General features: G+C 47.0%; 15 protein-coding genes. 7 read left to right on the plus strand and 8 right to left on the minus strand.

The window, feature by feature from the left end:
- Positions 1–41: 41 nt before the first annotated feature.
- The 6 genes from IEX60_RS07980 to groL all read left to right on the plus strand — a co-directional run bounded on the left by IEX60_RS07980 (position 42) and on the right by groL (position 5,445).
- The gene (locus IEX60_RS07980; protein ID WP_188749256.1) at positions 42–1,289 is read left to right on the plus strand and encodes a sigma 54-interacting transcriptional regulator; all 1,248 of its coding nucleotides are present in this window, start codon (positions 42–44) and stop codon (positions 1,287–1,289) included.
- Positions 1,290–1,306: 17 nt separating this feature from the next.
- Positions 1,307–1,813 carry an LptE family protein gene (locus IEX60_RS07985; protein ID WP_188749259.1) on the plus strand — a complete coding sequence of 169 codons (507 nt, stop codon included), beginning with the start codon at positions 1,307–1,309 and terminating at the stop codon, positions 1,811–1,813.
- 26 nt (positions 1,814–1,839) lie between these two features.
- On the plus strand, positions 1,840–2,772 hold the full coding sequence (locus IEX60_RS07990; protein WP_188749261.1) for a hypothetical protein: 933 nt from the start codon (positions 1,840–1,842) through the stop codon (positions 2,770–2,772).
- 13 nt (positions 2,773–2,785) lie between these two features.
- Entirely contained in the window at positions 2,786–3,139 is a 354-nt protein-coding gene (gene secG / locus IEX60_RS07995; RefSeq protein ID WP_188749263.1) for a preprotein translocase subunit SecG, read from the plus strand.
- Between the two features lie 264 nt (positions 3,140–3,403).
- On the plus strand, positions 3,404–3,679 hold the full coding sequence (gene groES, locus IEX60_RS08000) for a co-chaperone GroES (protein ID WP_079718112.1): 276 nt from the start codon (positions 3,404–3,406) through the stop codon (positions 3,677–3,679).
- A 128-nt stretch (positions 3,680–3,807) separates the two neighbouring features.
- Positions 3,808–5,445: a chaperonin GroEL gene (gene groL, locus IEX60_RS08005; RefSeq protein WP_188749265.1), complete on the plus strand. Its 1,638-nt coding sequence runs from the start codon at positions 3,808–3,810 to the stop codon at positions 5,443–5,445.
- A gap of 109 nt (positions 5,446–5,554) precedes the next feature.
- On the opposite strand, the gene IEX60_RS08010 is transcribed toward groL, so the two are convergent.
- The 7 genes from IEX60_RS08010 to IEX60_RS08040 form a co-directional block, all read right to left on the minus strand.
- Positions 5,555–5,881 carry a nucleotide pyrophosphohydrolase gene (locus IEX60_RS08010; RefSeq protein ID WP_188749267.1) on the minus strand — a complete coding sequence of 109 codons (327 nt, stop codon included), beginning with the start codon at positions 5,879–5,881 and terminating at the stop codon, positions 5,555–5,557.
- Between the two features lie 16 nt (positions 5,882–5,897).
- On the minus strand, positions 5,898–6,356 hold the full coding sequence (gene dtd / locus IEX60_RS08015; protein ID WP_188749269.1) for a D-aminoacyl-tRNA deacylase: 459 nt from the start codon (positions 6,354–6,356) through the stop codon (positions 5,898–5,900).
- Positions 6,356–7,597 (minus strand): PQQ-dependent sugar dehydrogenase, encoded by a 1,242-nt coding sequence (locus tag IEX60_RS08020; protein ID WP_188749271.1) that lies wholly within the window; start codon positions 7,595–7,597, stop codon positions 6,356–6,358. Before IEX60_RS08020 ends, dtd begins: the two co-directional genes overlap by 1 nt.
- Positions 7,598–7,716: 119 nt before the next feature.
- On the minus strand, positions 7,717–10,176 hold the full coding sequence (locus tag IEX60_RS08025) for a TonB-dependent receptor (protein ID WP_188749273.1): 2,460 nt from the start codon (positions 10,174–10,176) through the stop codon (positions 7,717–7,719).
- Between the two features lie 269 nt (positions 10,177–10,445).
- Complete coding sequence (locus IEX60_RS08030; RefSeq protein WP_188749275.1) at positions 10,446–13,964, minus strand: PVC-type heme-binding CxxCH protein; 3,519 nt, start codon at positions 13,962–13,964, stop codon at positions 10,446–10,448.
- A 13-nt stretch (positions 13,965–13,977) separates the two neighbouring features.
- Positions 13,978–15,105: a Gfo/Idh/MocA family oxidoreductase gene (locus IEX60_RS08035; RefSeq protein WP_188749277.1), complete on the minus strand. Its 1,128-nt coding sequence runs from the start codon at positions 15,103–15,105 to the stop codon at positions 13,978–13,980.
- 13 nt (positions 15,106–15,118) lie between these two features.
- Positions 15,119–15,988 carry a sugar phosphate isomerase/epimerase family protein gene (locus IEX60_RS08040; protein WP_188749279.1) on the minus strand — a complete coding sequence of 290 codons (870 nt, stop codon included), beginning with the start codon at positions 15,986–15,988 and terminating at the stop codon, positions 15,119–15,121.
- Between the two features lie 245 nt (positions 15,989–16,233).
- Here IEX60_RS08040 and IEX60_RS08045 point away from each other — a divergent pair, with 245 nt between their 5' ends.
- On the plus strand, positions 16,234–17,118 hold the full coding sequence (locus tag IEX60_RS08045; RefSeq protein ID WP_188749281.1) for an AraC family transcriptional regulator: 885 nt from the start codon (positions 16,234–16,236) through the stop codon (positions 17,116–17,118).
- Here the strand turns inward: IEX60_RS08045 and IEX60_RS08050 are convergent, their stop codons facing one another.
- The gene (locus tag IEX60_RS08050; protein ID WP_188749284.1) at positions 17,119–19,524 is read right to left on the minus strand and encodes a TonB-dependent receptor; all 2,406 of its coding nucleotides are present in this window, start codon (positions 19,522–19,524) and stop codon (positions 17,119–17,121) included. It lies immediately after the preceding gene.
- Positions 19,525–19,546: the final 22 nt, after the last annotated feature.

The raw sequence follows: 19,546 nt of genomic DNA on the forward strand, positions 1-19,546 counted from the left end.
TAACGGCACCCAACACCAATACTCAATACACGAGGTAAAGAATGGACATTCAAGATATCAAAAATAGATTTGGGATCATTGGCAACTCACCGCTGCTCAACCGGGCAATCGATGTAGCCCGCCAGGTAGCTCCCACAGATATTTCAGTGTTGATCACAGGTGAAAGTGGAAGCGGTAAGGAAGTGTTTTCACAAATTATCCATCAACTCAGTGCACGCAAACATGGTCCGTTCATCGCAGTCAACTGCGGAGCCATTCCCGAAGGCACCATTGATTCCGAGCTATTCGGACATGAAAAGGGGTCTTTCACAGGGGCACATGAAGCACGTAAAGGATATTTTGAGGTGGTCAACGGTGGCACGATCTTCCTAGATGAAGTGGGTGAATTACCCTTGGGCACACAGGCTCGATTGCTACGTGTATTGGAAACCGGCGAGTACATCCGCGTGGGTTCGTCAAAGGTACAGAAAACCAATGTCCGTGTGGTTGCAGCTACCAACGTGGATATCTACGATGCTGTACAAAAAGGAAAATTCCGTGAGGATCTCTATTACCGCCTAAATACCGTGCCACTACGCATACCTGCTCTGCGCGACCGCAAGGAAGATATCCACCTGCTTTTCCGCAAATTTGTAGCAGACTTTACCGACAAATACCGGAGTCCAAACGTACAGTTGACGGAAGATGCGCAGCAATTGCTTGCCAATTATCCATGGCCGGGCAACGTAAGGCAATTAAAGAATATAGCAGAACAGATTGCCGTGTTGGAAAAAGAGCGGCTGATTGATGCACGGATTCTGGGACAATACTTGCCCACAGATAACAGGAGTACACTTCCGGTACATGTATCGGCTGGCGCAAATGACGATTTTTCCGAACGGGATTTACTCTATAAAGTCCTTTTCGATATGAAAAAAGACATGGTGGAGCTGAAGAAACTGGTGATTGGAATCATCGAGAATGGCGTCAACTCCCGGATTGTCGAAGATCACTCGCCCTATATTAATCAGCTGTACCGCGAGGTGGATAGCCCGGCTCCGGAGCAGTTGGCTCCGCCTTCTACATTAACCATTCACCACCCACAGGGTGGGAAGAGTGAGGATTTTCATTTCCACACGCAGGAAGCTGAAGAAGTAGAAGAGGAATCGCTTTCCTTGGTAGAGAAAGAGTCGGATCTCATCAAAAAAGCATTGAAAAAACACAAGGGTAAACGTAAATCTGCGGCACAGGAGCTGGGGATATCTGAACGGACACTCTACCGGAAAATTAAAGATCTGAATTTAAATTGATGAGCGCTCATATCAAGATGGGAAAGAGAATAGGTTATTTTGTGTTCTTATCGGCAATTTTATTCATCCAGGGATGTGGAATCAAATACGGCTTCACAGGGGGTTCCATTCCTGAAGGAATGAAAACCTATACCGTGGAGTTTTTCGAAAATACGGCTCCGATCGTCTATCCGACACTCAGCCAATCATTCACGGAGGCACTCAAAGAACGCATACGAAGCCAATCGAGTCTCAGCCAGGTGACCAATGATGGCGATGCTATTTTTGAAGGACGGATTACCGGGTACAGCATTACCCCCGCCGCCGTTGAGGCTGGCACCGACCGTGCGGCACTCACCCGGTTATCCATTACCGTCAATGTTAAATATACCAACAATATCAAACCGGATGACAATTTTGAACAACCGTTTACCCGGTTCAAAGACTTTTCCGGCGCCATATCAGCACAAGAAGAATCGTTGATACGTGATATCAATCAAATGCTCACAGAAGATATTTACAATAGGGCATTTGCAAACTGGTAAACTAAAAATTGGAGGTTATTGGCCGCGTGGAACAGTTAGATTATAGCGCATTATACCATAAAACGTTGTCGGATCCATCGGCAGTCGACGAACAAACCTTGTCCATGCTGATCGATCGTTATCCGTATGCCCAGTCTTTACGCTTTATCCATGCCCGAAAATATTTTCAGGAAAACGGAGAATGTAATTTCAACCATGTTTTGTTGTATACCAGCTCTCCCCATTGGTTGCAGGGTTATTTGATCGAAGGTCCTCCGCAAGCGGTGGATATACCAGCGGTGGATGCACAACCTATTATTGAACCGGCCGATACACATCCAGCTATTCCTGAACACCCGGCGGGAATGGATTACTTCGTATACACCGAACAGGAACAAACAACCGAATCGACGGAAGTCGTACCTTTATCGGAAGCCACACCGCATGAAAAAGTGAGCCTCTATAACGATGAGCATATGCCTTATAGTTTTCTCTGGTGGCTTAACAAAACCCGCATGGAGCACGCTCAGACGTATCAACCGTATGCTCCGCTAAACAACAAGTCTCAACATGTGGGCAATACTGCACAAAAGCTGGACGCAGAACAGCTCTTGGACCAACAGATCCGGGAAAATATTTTCCACTTACAGGCTCCGGAAGAAAAACTGAGTGCAAAACACCGGACACATACTGTACCTTTTCAGGTACCCCAAAAAATAGACCCGATCATCGAACGTTTCATCCGCGAAGAACCCCAGATCAAACCTCCTCCAGCAAACAAGATCGACCTGGAAAATAAAGCCCGCAAGAGCGCGGAAGATCAATTAACGATGGTTTCGGAAACCTTGGCAAAAATATATGTTGAACAGGGCTTGTATCCGAAAGCAATCGCAATCTATAAAAAATTAAGTTTGAAATATCCCGAAAAAAGTGGTTACTTTGCCGCTCAAATAGCTGAGCTATCGAACAAATTAACATAACGAAATACCGAAAATGCAAACACTATTAATTATATTAATCATTTTGGCCAGTATCTTATTGGCATTCCTTGTATTGATCCAAAACCCGAAAGGCGGTGGATTGGCTTCTGGGTTTGCAGGCGGTGCCAATTTAATGGGCGTAAAACGTACGGGAGACATTTTGGAGAAAGGTACATGGATCATGGTCATTGCCATCATGGTCTTTTCACTAATTGTTAATGTTTTGGGGCCCTCATCCGGATCAGGTGGTACGGGTTTGAGCGATAAAATCAACTCAACTGCGCCTGTGACTTCTCCGCTTTCACCAACGGAAACTCCGACAGCTGCACCCCAGGAGACCCCTTCAAATTCAGATACCGCTCAGTAAAAACAAAGTATTTGACGAAAAAGCAACGCCCCTCGAAATAAAAACGGGGGGCGTTTTCATTGGGCATCGGCCAACAAAACTGCCATTATCACTGACATCCTGACACGCACACGACTCGCTTCGCCAACACATTCGCTTCTAAAATGAAAAAATGGCAAGGTAAACAGCGGAATCCCGACTTGGCATAATTGATGAGATAAGCGAGGTGAGAAAATCAAAAGCATTATTAACAATTAATAATTAATTATTAAATAAAATCAAATTATGGCGTTAAGTATTAAACCTATCGGCGACAGAGTGGTAGTGGAAGCTGCCCCTGCAGAGGAAAAGACCGCATCAGGTATCTATATTCCGGATACCGCTAAGGAAAAGCCACAGCGTGGAACGGTAGTGGCTGTTGGTGCAGGAAAAACGGATGAACCTTTGACTGTAAAGGTAGGAGACCAAGTGTTGTATGGCAAATATGCCGGCACCGAGATTACCTACGAAGGAAAAGAGTACTTAATCATGAAAGAGTCCGACATTTACGCTATTGTATAACGTAGGGTCGTATTTCTTCGTAGGTGTTTAATAATTAATAGTAAACTTAAAAGTTACGATGCGAGATACAGCGATTGATTCTTGAAAATCTCGGATTGCATGTTTAACATCTCAAATCAATTAAAAAAATGGCAAAACAAGTAAAGTATAATGTGGAAGCGCGTGATGCTCTGAAAAGAGGGGTAGACACGTTGGCAAATGCGGTAAAAGTGACATTGGGTCCGCGCGGACGTAACGTGATCATTGAAAAGAAATTCGGTTCTCCTTCAATCACGAAAGACGGTGTCACCGTTGCAAAAGAAATCGAATTGAAAGATGCGCTTGAAAACATGGGTGCACAAATGGTAAAAGAAGTGGCTTCCAAGACTGCCGATCAGGCGGGTGATGGTACCACAACTGCAACCGTTTTGGCACAAGCAATCATTGCCCCGGGCTTGAAGAGCGTAGCGGCCGGTGCCAATCCGATGGATTTAAAACGTGGTATTGATAAAGCGGTTGCCACAGTTGTAGAAAGTCTTCAATCACAGTCACAAACAGTCGGCGAAGACAATAACAAGATCAAACAAGTTGCCAGCATCTCGGCCAACAACGACGAAGTGATCGGTGCGCTGATCGCAGAAGCCATGGAAAAAGTTGGCAAGGACGGCGTTATTACCGTTGAAGAAGCAAAGGGTACTGAAACCGAAGTAAAAACGGTAGAAGGTATGCAATTTGACCGGGGTTACCTGTCACCCTACTTCGTAACTAACACCGACAAGATGGAAGCCGAGCTGGAAAGCCCTTACATCCTGATTTACGACAAGAAAATCAGCAACATGAAGGAGTTGCTTCCGATTTTAGAAAAACAAGTTCAAACCGGAAAGCCGTTGTTGATCATCGCTGAAGATCTTGACGGTGAAGCATTGGCTACCCTGGTAGTCAACAAAATCCGTGGCTCTCTGAAAGTAGCCGCTGTAAAGGCTCCGGGCTTCGGCGATCGCCGCAAAGCAATGCTCGAAGATATCGCTATCCTTACAGGCGGAACGGTTATTTCCGAAGAAAGAGGTTTCAAATTGGAAAATGCCGATCTTTCTTACCTTGGTCAGGCTGAAAAAGTGGTTGTTGACAAAGACAATACCACCATCATCAATGGCTCAGGTAATGTAGAAGATATCAAAGGCCGCGTAAATCAGATCAAAGCACAGATCGAAACCACCACTTCCGATTACGACCGCGAGAAATTGCAGGAGCGTTTGGCTAAATTAGCAGGTGGTGTAGCCGTATTGTACGTAGGTGCAGCTACCGAAGTGGAAATGAAAGAAAAGAAAGATCGTGTAGACGATGCACTGCATGCTACCCGTGCTGCGGTAGAAGAAGGTATCGTAGCCGGTGGCGGTGTAGCATTCATCCGCGCCGGTGAGTCTTTGAAAGACCTCAAAGGTGCTAACGAGGACGAAAACATCGGTATCGAAATCGTGAAACGTGCCATCGAAGAGCCGTTACGTCAAATCTGTAACAACTCTGGTATCGAAGGTGCCATCGTGGTACAGAAAGTGAAAGAAGGCACAGCTGACTACGGCTATAACGCACGTACCGGTGGATACGAAAACCTGATCGGCGCCGGTGTAATCGATCCAACCAAAGTATCTCGCGTTGCATTGGAAAATGCTGCTTCTATCGCTTCCATGCTGCTTACTACCGAAGTGGTATTGGCAGACGAACCGGAAGAAGAAAAAGCAGGTGCAGGTGCTCCCCCGATGGGCGGCGGCATGGGCGGAATGATGTAACAATTGCCCCCATGAATCGGGGACCATCATATACGCAAAAACGGTACATCTTTAATAGGATGTACCGTTTTTCTTTTGTCGCCCCAATTTAATCAATCAATTATTCCGACTATTTAAGTTTTTTGTTGTTTCGGTGCCGATCCGCGTCGCGAATATTTTTCTTTTCCAAGTTCTTTGCTAAAGCCGCTGTAAGGTCAACGCCCGTCTGATTTGCCAGGCAGATCAACACAAATAACACATCGGCCATTTCGTCTGCAAGGTCAACCTCTTCATCGGATTTTTTGAAGGATTGTTCACCGTACCGACGGGCCATAATGCGGGCCACCTCCCCCACTTCTTCCATCAGTATGGCCGTATTTGTTAATTCATTAAAATAGCGGATACCTGTTGTATTTATCCACTGGTCAATTTTTTCCTGCGCTTCTTTGATGGTCATGTTATTTACCCCCCAATCAATGATTATCTTTGTCTTTGGTATCCATGATGATGGTTACAGGACCGTCGTTTACGAGGGAAATCTTCATGTCTGCGCCAAAGATTCCTGTGGCTATGTTTTTGTCCAACAGGCTGGAAAGTTCTGCAATCATTGATTCATACAAGGAAACGGCTTGATCAGGTTTCGCGGCACGGATAAAAGATGGACGATTACCTTTCTTGGTTTGCGCAAATAAGGTGAACTGCGAAATCAGCAGGATATTGCCCTGAATATCATGCAGGGACTTGTTCATCAATCCACTTTCATCACCGAATACACGGAGATTAGCAATTTTTTGCGCCAACCACCGGAGATCGTCCATCCCATCTGCCTCCTCAATGCCCAACAGCACAACAAAGCCTTGCCCGATGGTGCCTACAATGTGCTGGTTAACCGTACAGGACGCCTCAGACACCCGTTGGATAACAGCCCTCACTATTTTTTTCCGATCCGATAAAGTCTACCCTCATCCGTAACCGCGTAAAGTGCGCCGTCTTTCCCCTGTTGTACATCACGGAAACGTTGGCCCTGGTCTTCAAGCAAACGTTCCTCACCTACTACTTTATTATCCTTTATAACCAGCCGTGCGATATGTATGCTGCTTAATCCGCCTATAAACAGATTATTTTCCCATTCAGGAATCGAATTGCCTGAAAAAAATGTGATCCCACTTGGAGATAACACCGGATCATAATAATATACCGGCTGCTCCATTCCTTCGTGCTGTTGAATTGCATCCCCGATTTTTTCTCCGCTATATTCCAAACCATAGGTGATGGTGGGCCACCCATAGTTTTTGCCTGGCTGGATCCGGTTTACTTCGTCGCCGCCACGCGGACCGAATTCGGTTTCCCATAAATCGCCGGTTACCGGATGGAACGCAAGCCCCTGTACATTGCGGTGACCGTATGAATAAATCTCCGGTCGGGCATCGCTCCGGCCCTCGAAAGGATTACCGGGTGCCGGTTTACCATCGGTCGTGATCCGGAGCACTTTTCCAAGGGCCGAATTCAGGTCCTGTGCCTGTGGCCGGGTCACAATGTCCGAACGCTCGCCGGTACTTACGAACAAGTACCCCTCTTTATCAAACAATATACGTCCACCATAATGCAAACTACTTTTGTGTGCCGGTGTAGCTTGATAAATTACCTGCGCATTTTCAATATGCTTTTCATCTGCAGCAAGTGTCCCTTTCGCCACAGCGGTAAGCGTACCATTCGGCGTGTCCTGCGAAAACACCCAATAAACCATACGGTTGCTCTCGAAGGCAGGGTCGATGGTAATACCCAATAAACCGCCTTGACCGTTGGAGTTAACCTTGGGCAGCCCCGTTATGGCTTCACTCAGTGCCCCATCCTGCGCAGCGATGCGGAGTGTACCTCCTTTTTGGGTAATTAGAAATCTTCCATCCGGCAAAACGGCAATTCCCCAAGGGCGATCCAGTCCTTCACTCAATACTTTTACATCGTATGGAGTAGAAGTCTTCACACCTGCTATACGGGTTTGCCCCTCAAATGCCGGTTTGTAGTCCGTATTGGCGGCCTTCGTTTCGACCGGTGCATACGTCGAATCTGCAACCGGATTTTTTTCCGCTTCTTTGGATGTCGACGAATCACAGGATAACATGATCAAAGATAAGCCTGTGAGAACACCTATTGAGCCTAATGTATATTGCATATTGGAAATTTTTCCTAAAGATAAATACATTTTACGGATAAAATCAACGCTTTCCGGTGCAATTAAAGAAAGCGCACTGTTATTTTTACAACAGTGCGCTGATCTTAAGTGCGTAAAATTTAGAATTTCAGGTTTAATCCGAACAGAAAATTAGCCGTAGCTTGCGGGTAATAGTAGTTGTAGCTTAACCGGTCCGTCTCTGAAAGGTAATATCCCCAGGTAAAACCACTTGCCGAATATTTCTCATTGAACACGTTGTTAACCAGCAAGCTCAGCCCCAGGTTTTTCAATTTCCAGATAGAAGTATGGTAAGCTATCCGGACGTTATTCACGAAAAACCCATCGATGCTCCGTTCGCTGCTGCTTGTATTGTCCAGGTACTGCCTGGATACATATTTACTCAGCAACGCCAACTCAAGCGGTTTCCAGGGTGTGAAAGCAAGTTCACTGGATGCCACCCAATCGGGCGAAAACGAAATATCCGTGCTTTCGTAGAAATTCTCCACATCCCCTACAACTTCCGTAAAATTTCTAATCTTGTTTTGACTATAAGCCAAGGTAGCGCCCCAGGCAAACCAGTTGGTTGGTACCCACCTGCCGTCAAACTCCAGTCCCATTCGGTAACTGTCGTCTACGTTTCTGCGCAGGGTACTCCCCACGTCGTTAAGCTGCCCCGTAGGGATCAACTGGTTTTTGTACAACATGGCGTAGCCATTTATTCCGATGTTAAACCGTGGGGTTCTGATTCGGTAACCTGCTTCGATGTCATGCAGTTGTTCGGCTTTGGGGCTTTGCCCTATCGGCCAGTCGGTAAAATCACTGCGTATCGGTTCTTTGTTGGCCAACGCATACGAAGCATACACATTGCTTGCTGCCGACAACTGGTAGGTGATCCCCACTTTTGGATTGAAGAAATCAAACGTTGCATCCTGGGTAATATCACGCAGGTCATTGTCTATCCCCGATATTGCATAGTCAATATGCCGATATTGCAGGTCTGCAAACAGAAATAAATCGTTCAATTGATAAGAAGCCCTCAGGTACGTATTGAAGTCTTTCTTCATTGCATCGCCATTGTAATAGCGATAGGATGTGTGGAAAGAATTCTCCGCATCGGTGAGGTAGTCACGCGCCGTGAATAAGGGGTAACGAGACCAAACGATATCACCGTAATGCCCACCTTCGTATTGATTATAGGCCCCTCCCCAGATGATTTCAACGCCGCTGGTGGGTTTATACACCAAGGAATACGTTCCGCCATAAAAGTGATTATCGAGCCACCGCTGGCGTACCAGATCTGTCTCTTCGATGGTATTTCCCGCTACAACAACCGGAGACAAACCATAGTCTGCCAATCCATCGCTATCCCGGAACTGTTCATAATAACCTTTGCCCCGCGTGTAATGCAACGCGGTATTCAGTGTTAACCGGCTTGTCAGCGTTGACGAAAACAGCAATTGGTAATGCGTCTGCTGATAGTTATCCGTTTCATTATCATACAGGTATTTGTTATACCTCCGATCTGATTTCAACAGGTTATCGATCTCATACTCTGTCAATCCATCGTCCTTCGCATAGGCTTCCATGGCCTCCACATCACCGGTAAGGCGGGATTCCGGCGTGCCATACCACGCCTGATACGTTTTTTCTTTCCCTCCGAACACATTGGCGCGCAGCAAACTGTTCTTGCCATACCAGGCTCCTGACAGGAAAAAAGATTGCAGGTTAGAGGTAGCCCGGTCGATATAACCGTCGCTCCTGATGCGCGACAGCCGTCCATCGAACGTGAATTTATCATCGATCAGACCCGTCCCCAACCGGATCGTATTTTTCCATGAATTGTAGGAGCCGAACGAGTTATCCAATTCGGCATACGGATCCTTGTTAAGCGTGTTGGTCTGGATATTGAGACTTGCCCCGAATGCACCGGCACCGTTGGTGGATGTTCCGACACCCCGTTGGATCTGTACATTGTCGACCGACGAAGCAAAATCGGGTAAATTCACAAAAAAGGATCCCAAACTTTCCGCATCATTAAGCGGTATCCCGTTGATGGTAACATTGGTACGTTGGCCGTCACTGCCCCGTATGCGCATACTGGTGTACCCAATCCCCGCTCCGGCATCCGACGAAATGACTACGCCTGGTGTCTGATCCAGCAAATAAGGAATATCCTGTCCAAGATTGTTTTTTTCAATATCCGCTTTGCTTAAGTTTTTGTAGGTCGTTGCCATATTTTCAGTGGCACGGGTGGCCTGAACGACCACTTCATCGGTCAGCAATGCGGCCCTTTCCATTGAAAAACGGATTTGTTCGTCGTTAGACACAGTAATTTCCCTGTATTGCGGCTGAAATCCCAGGTAACTAACCGCGACCGTATAGGTGGTGGCTTTCAGGTTCCGGATGTGTACCCTGCCATCGGTATCCGTTTGTCCGCTGTACGCTGTTCCCGAAAGACGTACCGAAGCACCTACCATTGGTCTGTTCTCGTTAAATACTTCAACGATAAGGCTATGTTGAGCCACAACAATAGCTGCATGCAAAAAAAACGCAATTCCTGCGATTAATCTTTTAATCATTTATTTGTAATTTTTAGTTAAACACAACTGCCACAAGGGGTTCATGACAGTCCAACTTATTTAACTTACCTTCCCTACGCCGGCATTATCCGGATCAGGTGCTCCCGAGATGTATCGGGATGGGTATAATCTCAGCCTTTATTTGTGTTTGTTTGTACAAACAAGGCACCCCTAAATGATGGTGGCAAAGATAGGTCTTTTTTTGTAAATGCAAAGAGTACAGGGCAGCGAAGTGGCTTTTCTTCCACCCCGCCGCTCTGTAGACAATATTACTTCGTTACATGCAGCATTCCCTGCATGATGCGCCAATGCCCCGGAAATGTACATACGTACGGATAATCCCCAGGTGTGTCAGGCACCTTGAATATGAGTTCATACCGGTTTTCCGGATCAACCAATGGGGTACTGAACAGGACATCTGGTGTATTGGGTATATACTGCAATGTCACACCGTTAGGTTGTTTCGCAAGTTCGTCCGCTGCTTGTCCAACGCGTTCCAACGTACCTGGTTTCAGCACCAACAGATTATGCTGCATGTGGTCCGTATTCTCTAAGATAATCTTCAACGTCTGCCCGGCCTTGACTTCGATGTTGGTCACATCGTACTTCATTTCACCGACAACGGTCTTGATCACCACTTCACGGTCTACAGCCTTTACATCTTCCATTTCAGGCGCCGTCTTATTGACGATCACCAGCCGCGCATGATCCAGCATTCCGGTAAAATCAAAATCCGCTGGATAATCCCCCGCATTGACCGTTCGCGGCATGTCCCCTTCCTGCCGACGGTTATGACCTATGCGGATGACCCCGGATGGGATTTTATCAAACAATCCGCCGGTTTTTCCTTGGGCCACCTGTTGCCCATTAATGGACAGCATCATATTTCCATCAGCAAGCAGGGATGCCTTTACTACAAACTCTTTTGGTAATGAATTAACCGAGTGGATAATCGTCTGCTTCCCTTTCTGGTTAACCTGAAAATACAGGCCGCCATCTTTCAGGTACACGGCATATCCATCCTTATTGTCTCCATGCGATATCAATACGCCTTCAAATGCCTGCTGTGTATCCGTTTGCTTAACAGCGGCTACAAAACCGAACTCCCGGTTAGCAAGGTCAGGAATCTGCCGCCCGCCAACGGTACCTCCGCCCGCTGAACTCAACGGAAATACTACCATGCGGCTACCTGCGAAAATACGTACCGCCAGCGATCCATCCGAATTTGACAAGTTGGGCCGGCCCGCCTCTTGGTTATATTCATCCATGAACGATTGCCGGTGCATCGCGCCCGCAATAAGCAAGGCATGCGACAACCATTTATCTTCCACGTTCTCTCTTTGCTGTACCGCGTCAAAAAGGACTTTTCCAATCTGCGGACTTTCGGCAGCGTCAGATAAGGCAAGAAAAGCCGACAAACGAATCCTTAAGTCTGCATCCTGCATTACGCCGGAAGCAATAAGTTGCTGCACCACCTCGGGTCGGTCCATCGGCAGCGTTTGGATAGCAGCCCGCCGGACGCCTGGCGCGGGATGCTTCAGTGCTCCGATAACCACGGATAAGCTCTTTTCATCAGAACCATCCAGCAATCCCAAGCCATGCAGTGTCCATATCGCATGGAGTGCTCCTCCATTGCTATTGATCTCATCCACCTCCGTATTACGCACTAACCTGTGCAGATCAGCTGCTACACCTTTATCCACTGACTCAACGAGTAACCGTTGTGCGGTTAACCGCCAAAACTGATTATCACTTTTCAATGCATTGATCAATGTAGCCGGCTTTTCTGAATTCAATTTATACGGTTTATAGGCTTTAGAGTCGGTATGTACCAATCGATAAATACGTCCTTTTGTGTTGTCCCGCAGCGGATCAATATAAGCATTGCCCGCTCCGTTCTCAAACCCCTCGGGGGTAGGATTATGCTGGATGACGAAATTGTACCAATCCAGTATCCAAAGCGCACCATCGGGTCCTACTTTGGCGTCTACCGGACCGAACCAGTTGTCCGAACTAGCAATCATGTTCCATCCATCGCCCTTCTCCTTAAATCCGGAACCAACCTGTTCGAGGATATGCCGGTGCACCAATCGCCCCGTTGGTTCGGATATAAACGCCACCCGGTTCCAGTATTCCTGTGGAAATGCCCTTGCAGTATACAGGCTATGCCCTGCAGCTGCGGTAAAGCCACCGTGAACGTCTACCTGCCTAAGCTCCTTCGTGAGCACATGCATGTTATAATGCCCATCTATTTTTTCGATACCCCGTTCCTGCAGGTTTGCCCGCTCGTAATAACGCAGCGGAATGGCGAAAAAATCACTGTGCTCATTGTTGGCGGTAGATATGAACACATCAAAATCTTCGGAAAAACCGAGCCCCCAGGTATTATTGCTCGTATTACCCAAAAACTCAAATTGGGTCGCATCGGAATCAAACCGGTAAACACCCGAACCGAACTTAAACGGTTTGCCACCTATTGTACCTTCAAAACCCGAATACCCTACTGTACCCCAAATTTTATTATCGATTCCATAACGCAGATTGGATGGACCTGCGTGGGTATCGAATGTACCCCATCCATCTATCAACACTTCACGCACATCGGCTTTATCGTCACCGTCGGTATCCTTGAGAAACAAAAAATGGGGTGCCTGAGAAACAATAATGCCCCCGTTGGCAAACGTAAAACTGGTTGGAATATTCAAGCCTTCGGCAAATACCGTAAATTTATCTGCCTTGCCGTCGCCATCGGTATCCTCACAGATCAAAATCCGGTCGTCACCTTCGCCTTTGTCATCCCGGACGGTATTGGGATAATCGACGGTTTCAATCACCCATAAGCGTCCCCTCTCGTCCCAATCCATCGCAATAGGTTTCTTGATATCCGGCTCACTGGCAAACAATTGAAGTTTGAACCCGACTGGTACCTGGATGAGAGTCTGTGATTCTTCGGGGCTGAGCGGAAGCTGATAACGGGGAGGTGGGTCACGGTGCTCGTAGTTGGGCATCCGGCCTTCTTTATATTCAGGCTGCGCAATGACATAGGCTTCCATTCTTTTCACTGCTTCTTCTCCCACCGCCCAACGGATACCACTTTTTACAAGCTGCAGAAATCCCGGATTGCGAAACGTGCGCTCATCGTGACCGAATGCCGTATAAAAGACCCTGCCTTTTCCATAGTCTTTCACCCACGTATACGGCTCCCGGTGCGTGCTATCCACACGTTCCATCAGCACCTCAATATCGTCGGCAAAATGATCGTGCACATACGTTTCATCCCATTCCGTCTCAAAAGGAACGACACCTGACATTGCGGGGTGATCCGGTTTTATAATTTCCGCAGAAAATTTTCCGCCTCCATGACTTTTAAATTGCCCCCCGATGAGCGCTACCACTTCCGGCGAATTCCGAAAACAGAACGACGCGGAATGAAGCGGGATAAATCCTTTGCCCGAAGCCACAAAATCCAATAGTGCTTTTTCCTGGGCTGTGCTGATAGAGTCGTGGTTGGCATACACAATCAATCCATCGTAGCGCTGTAGGTCCTCCTTTGTCAGGTCTTCCGGATCAACCGAATACGTGATGTTAATTCCTTCGGATGCATATTCCTGCCGTAATATATCGGCCAATAATTCAGAATCGTGGTGCTTGCTGGCATGCCCGAGGAAAAACAATTCTAATCGCCGGGGTCCGTCACTTTCTTTTTTTCCACCTCCGCAACCCCCGAAAAACAGAGGTATCAACACGATGGCGAGCAGTTTGACAAACAGGGTAAGTGGCTTATTCATGGTCAGGGTATAATTAAGATAACGTAAACTTCGGCAGGCGAATGATTTCACCTCCCTTTAAGGCCGATTCATGGGCAAGGATGCCGACGCACGTAATATTGGCCGACTGCTGTGCATTCGGATAGGGTTGCCGGTTTTCAATCAATGCACTGATAAACTCATGCACGAGATGCGGATGAGAACCGCCATGACCTGCGCCCTGAATAAATGAAAGATGTTGGTTTGCATCTTCATCGTACACCCCCCCGGTTGTAAAGTGCTGAATGGGCTCCGGCAGCAAATGTGCATAGTCGGGGCATTGAACTTCTTCGGGAATTTCAGGCTCCGGCTTTTTTGCGGTGTGCACCACCAACGGTCTGCCTTCTATCAACGGCCATTCCACCGCTTTTTTACTGCCATAGACCTCAAAGCTTTCTCGGTATTGCCGGGCCGTATCAAACAAGGAGCGGTATACCTGTGCGCTCAGATCGGAGTTCCTAAACTTAATATGAGCCGTTTCTATGGCAAATGGCGAATTGTAGTACCCTTGCAGTTCCTCGCGTATCGTACCTGAGCCAAAGCAAGACACATATTCGGCTTCGCCGCGTGTAAGGCCCAACACAGGACCTACGCAATGGGTAGCATAGTGCATAGGGGGTAATCCCGGCCAGTAGTTCGGCCATCCATCCATGTCCTGCTGATGACTTGCCTTCAGAAATTGGATTTTACCCAATTCTCCCTTTTCATATAGTTCTTTCATAAAGAGGAATTCACGTGAGTACAGCACGGTTTCCATCATCATATAGGTCAATCCTGTCTCTGCTACCGCTTCAACAATTTGCCGGCATTCTTCTACGGTCGTAGCCATGGGTACGGTACAGGCAACGTGTTTTCCCGCACGCAGTGCCTGCAGTGTCTGTTCAGCATGGTTTGGAATCGGTGTATTGATATGCACCGCATCAATCTCTTTGTCTTCCAAAAGCTCGTTGTAATCCCGATAGCGTTTTGTGATACCGAAGGCATCGCCGATTTTATTCAAGTTATCTGTATTTCGCTGACATATGGCATACAAATTCGCGTTTGGATGTTGTTGATAGATCGGAATGAATTCTGCACCGAATCCCAGTCCGATAATGGCTACATTGATTTTTTTCGTATTCATAAGCTGTTTATTTTTATTTTTTGCCGGTTAACCATTTTCTCAAAAAGTTGTGCCCTTCGCTCGCAAATGCATCCTGGCTTTCTGCCAGGTTCCGCCAGATACATACCGCTGCGGCCAATTCCTTGTTTTCGGGTGTGAAACTTTCGATAGAAACCGTACCCGAATAGCCAATCGCAGCAAGCCCCCTGTAATAAGCATCCCAACTGGCATTCCCCGATCCGGGAGTACCCCGGTAATTTTCAGCAACCTGAACGTGAAGCAGCCGGTTATTTGCCACGCGGATCGCGCGCTCGGGATCGGGTTCTTCGATGTTCATGTGGAACATATCCAAGCAAATTCCCGCCGCCGGATGGTCGATTTCTTTAATCAGCCGAATCACATCGTCTACCGTGTTAACAAGATCTGATTCAAAACGATTCAACGGCTCCAGTGCAATCTGAAGGCCGCGGTCAGCTGCCCGTTCACAAACGGCCTGTAGGTTTTCAACCGCCCGGCTCCATTCCAACTGCCGTTGTTGAATAGGTACCATTCTTGCTTTTCCCACCGCTGAATACATCGGCCCGGCAAAGAAATCAGCTCCCAATTCTGCTGCAATATCCAAACATCTGATAATGTAATCCATACCGGTATTACGCAGCGACGCGTCATCGCTGGTCAGGTCCCGCGTGCTCCCGAATGCGCCGCATAGGATTACACCTAGTTCCTGATTGGACAATTCAGTCCTTATTCTATTCACATCGATCAACTGTGGATCTTCCACCGCAATTTCTATTTGGTCAAATCCCATTTGCTTGACCTTTGCGAATAGTTTCACAGCATCCTCGGTCTTAAAAGGAGAGGTCCATAACCAGGTACTTACTCCCAAACTAATTGGTAACGACATATTGTGCTGTCAATTTATGTAATCATACCCAACGAGCTGACGGGTATCGTCTAATATAGGATATCTCGTTTATTTACAAAGGCCAAGATCGCATTTAAAATGTCTATAAAACACCTATTAAATAACGAATACTGACTTTATTTTATCCGTTTTATTGGTCCATAAAACAAATAATGCAATAATAATCGTATGTTTGAGTCTCAAAACGTTGTCTACACAGGTGGATTAAGTAATTTGGTGTAAGTATGGAAACGGCCATCAAGCGAACAGCTGTTCAGAAATCAACCATCCCGCAATCCAACGTATTTCTTATCAGGGAACTACGCGAGAAACACTTTGATGCTACCTGGCATGCCCATCAAGAATATCAGCTTTTTTTGGTACTCGAAGGAACCGGAACACGTTTCATAGGGAATACGGTAAAACATTTTGACAAGGGGGATCTGACTTTTTTAGGCCCCAACATCCCACATTTATGGCGAACGGAAGCATACTTCCTTGAACCGCCGGCAGACAAAATCAGTCGTGGACTGGTTATCTACTTCGACGTAAGCGTTTGGAATATGCTCATTCACAAAGATGAATTCAGCCAGGTAAAAACCTTGTTGGAAAAAGCACAATACGGGATGGACATCTACGGCAAATGTGCGGAAGAGACCTCGGTATTGATGCGTGAGCTCCTTCACCTGCACGGTACGGAAAGCATCATTCAGTTTTTCAGGATACTCGATCTGTTGAGTACGACCAAAGATTATCAGTTACTGCATAATGACGTAGTGCACAATCCGATGAAGGAAGTGGAATCAAATCGCATCAACATTGTATACACCTACGTTGCCCAGCACTTCAAACGTAAAATTCCCCTGGAAGAGGTATCAGCGCTATTAAACATGACGCCGACCTCATTCAGTCGTTATTTCACCAAAAAAACGAGTAAGTCATTTTCGTACTTCCTCACCGAAGTCCGGATACGTAACGCCTGCAAGCTGCTTTCTACCCATGAAGTGAAAAATATTGACCAAATTTGCTATGAATCGGGATTCAATACGTTATCCAACTTCAACAAACAATTCAAAGCATTTATCGGCATGACCCCGAAGGAATACCGGCAAAAGTTTTTGACACTTTAATCAAGAGCCAAACCGTTTTCTTAGGGTGACACCATAGGTGGCGGGTCTTCCCAAATGTACCGCTGCAAAGCCTATGCTATAGGCATAGTCGATGTATCGCTTATCTGCCAGATTCTGCCCCCAAAGACTGAGTTCATAACCATTCAATGAATAGCTCACATTCGCATTCAGCAGGCCATAGCCTTCCTGACCGATGGTATTATCCACCACGAAATATTGTTGCCCAATGAATTTACCATAAACCCCCAATTGAAGGTGTTGCTTGTTACGGGGTTGCAAAGGTATCACATACTGTGCACCGAGAAATCCGGTCCATTCCGGTGTATACACCGGCCGGTTACCTTTTAATTGGATGTTGTCGCCGTTCTCTCCAACTGTATTAAAATCAGTATATTCTGCATGGGTAAACGCTGCACTTCCCCACAACGTCAAATTCCGTACTACCCGTGCAGCCACTTCCACCTCAGCTCCCATACTTTCCATCTGTCCGGTGTTTTCAGTTACGGTAATTGCGTCCGGCAATAGCAAAGTAGGCACCTGTGCATTGGTAACATGTGTATAGAACGCAGTTACATCCAGTTGCAGTCGACGGTCCAAAAACAGGTTTTTGCTCCCTACTTCCATGTTGTTGCTGAATTCCGGATCGAAGGGACGTAAAGACGCCTCGTCCGGATTGGAAGAAAGCTGGGAAATCCCTCCGGCACGGAAGCCCCTTGTATAAGAAGCATACAGATGATGCGCATCGTCGAATGCATATTTCGCACTCACCCGAGGTGTAAAGGCATGGAAACCTGCGGAAGCCGATGTATCGGGTTGGACAATCATCACATCGCCGCCGTCGGGCTGAAATTCACCGCGGGCGTCCAACTTGGCATATTCGTAATCATAGCGGAGTCCTGCCTGGAATTCCCAGCCATTCCCCAGCCGGTAATCTAGTTGACCGAAAACAGCCGCACCCTGATTAACGGCCGAATTGGTTAAGATGCTGGTTGTATGGGCATAATCGGCGTATTCAGGCCCCATCAGTCCTGCGTCTGCACCGAAATAGGTTCCCTGTTTCGTGGGAGCGTCCTGATGAAATAAAAAGGTACCCGCCGTCCAGTGAATGGGAGCGTTGTGGGAAGGTGCCGAAGAAAACTTAAATTCCTGCGTAACTACTTTTACTCGGTTCCAGTCTTTTCCATAGTCGTTGACAATGGAAATGGCATCCAACGGAGAAAAATCACCGTCGATGGGATCTTGGTAATACCGATAATTGGACTGATAGGCAGTCTGTGAGCTGAAATTGAGGGTACTGCCGAAGTGATTGATTGAAAGCGATACATTCCGCGTTTCATCCACCATTTCTGTCCGGGCATTCTGACTGAGATGGAATGGGTTTCCAAAAGCGTCATCTATGCCGGGAATAAGTGCAAATGCACCGCGATTCCGATTCGAGACATGCTTAACATTCAAGGTCATTGCCCACCGATTGCTAATCAGGTATTTCAGATAATAATTGCCGAATACTGTGTGCTGCTTGTCATAACGCGAATCATCGACATCGTTGGTAAAAAAACCGTTCAAACCGTTGTACATACCCGAAGCCCCCAGAAATAGGCGATCTTTGACAATGGGGGTACGGATGCCCAAAAGATAGCGCTGCTGTCCGTGATTACCTACATTAACCTCCGCCAATCCACTTGTGCGGTTCGTAGGCTGCCGGGTAATGATATTGATTACCCCACCCATTGCATTTCGGCCATAAAGTGTACCTTGCGGTCCACGAAGCACTTCAATACGTTCCACGTCCTGTAAATAGGGGATATAAGTATCCAATCCGAATTGATTGACGCCATCCACATAGGTGGCTACCGCCTGGTTATAGGATGTCGTGGCAATACCTCGTACGGAAGCGACATTCCGATTGTCTCCCGGGTTTGCAATATTCAGATTGGGTACCACAGCCGTTACGTCCATAACGTTCCAAATGTATTGCTGCTCTACCTGCCGGGCACCAATCACTGACAAGCTGGCCGCTATATCGTGGGGATCGTTTTCCATTTTCTGAGCGGTGGCCACAGCTTCATCCAAGCGGTTTTCGACGCCAGTCAATTGGATTGTCAACGTAACATTTCCTTGGACACTTACCGTACGGTTTTCAGTTGCGTATCCCAGCGTACTGAAGCGAATAACCTGGGTACCCGCAGGTACATGCTCAAGCAAAAAATTTCCCTGCTCATCCGTCGAAACGGCAAGATTAGAATTCAGGATCTGAACCGATGCGCGGGGTATCCCCGATCCATCCTCCGCACGTACCTGGCCACCGACTGAATATTGAGCCATCACGGCACCCGATAAAATACAAAATAACCCCAATAAGCAAAAATGGCGCATCGGAACAATGCGATTAATCACATACATCATCTCAATATTTTATAAAGTTGTT

The organism is Parapedobacter defluvii (assembly GCF_014642075.1).
Classification (GTDB): domain Bacteria; phylum Bacteroidota; class Bacteroidia; order Sphingobacteriales; family Sphingobacteriaceae; genus Parapedobacter; species Parapedobacter defluvii.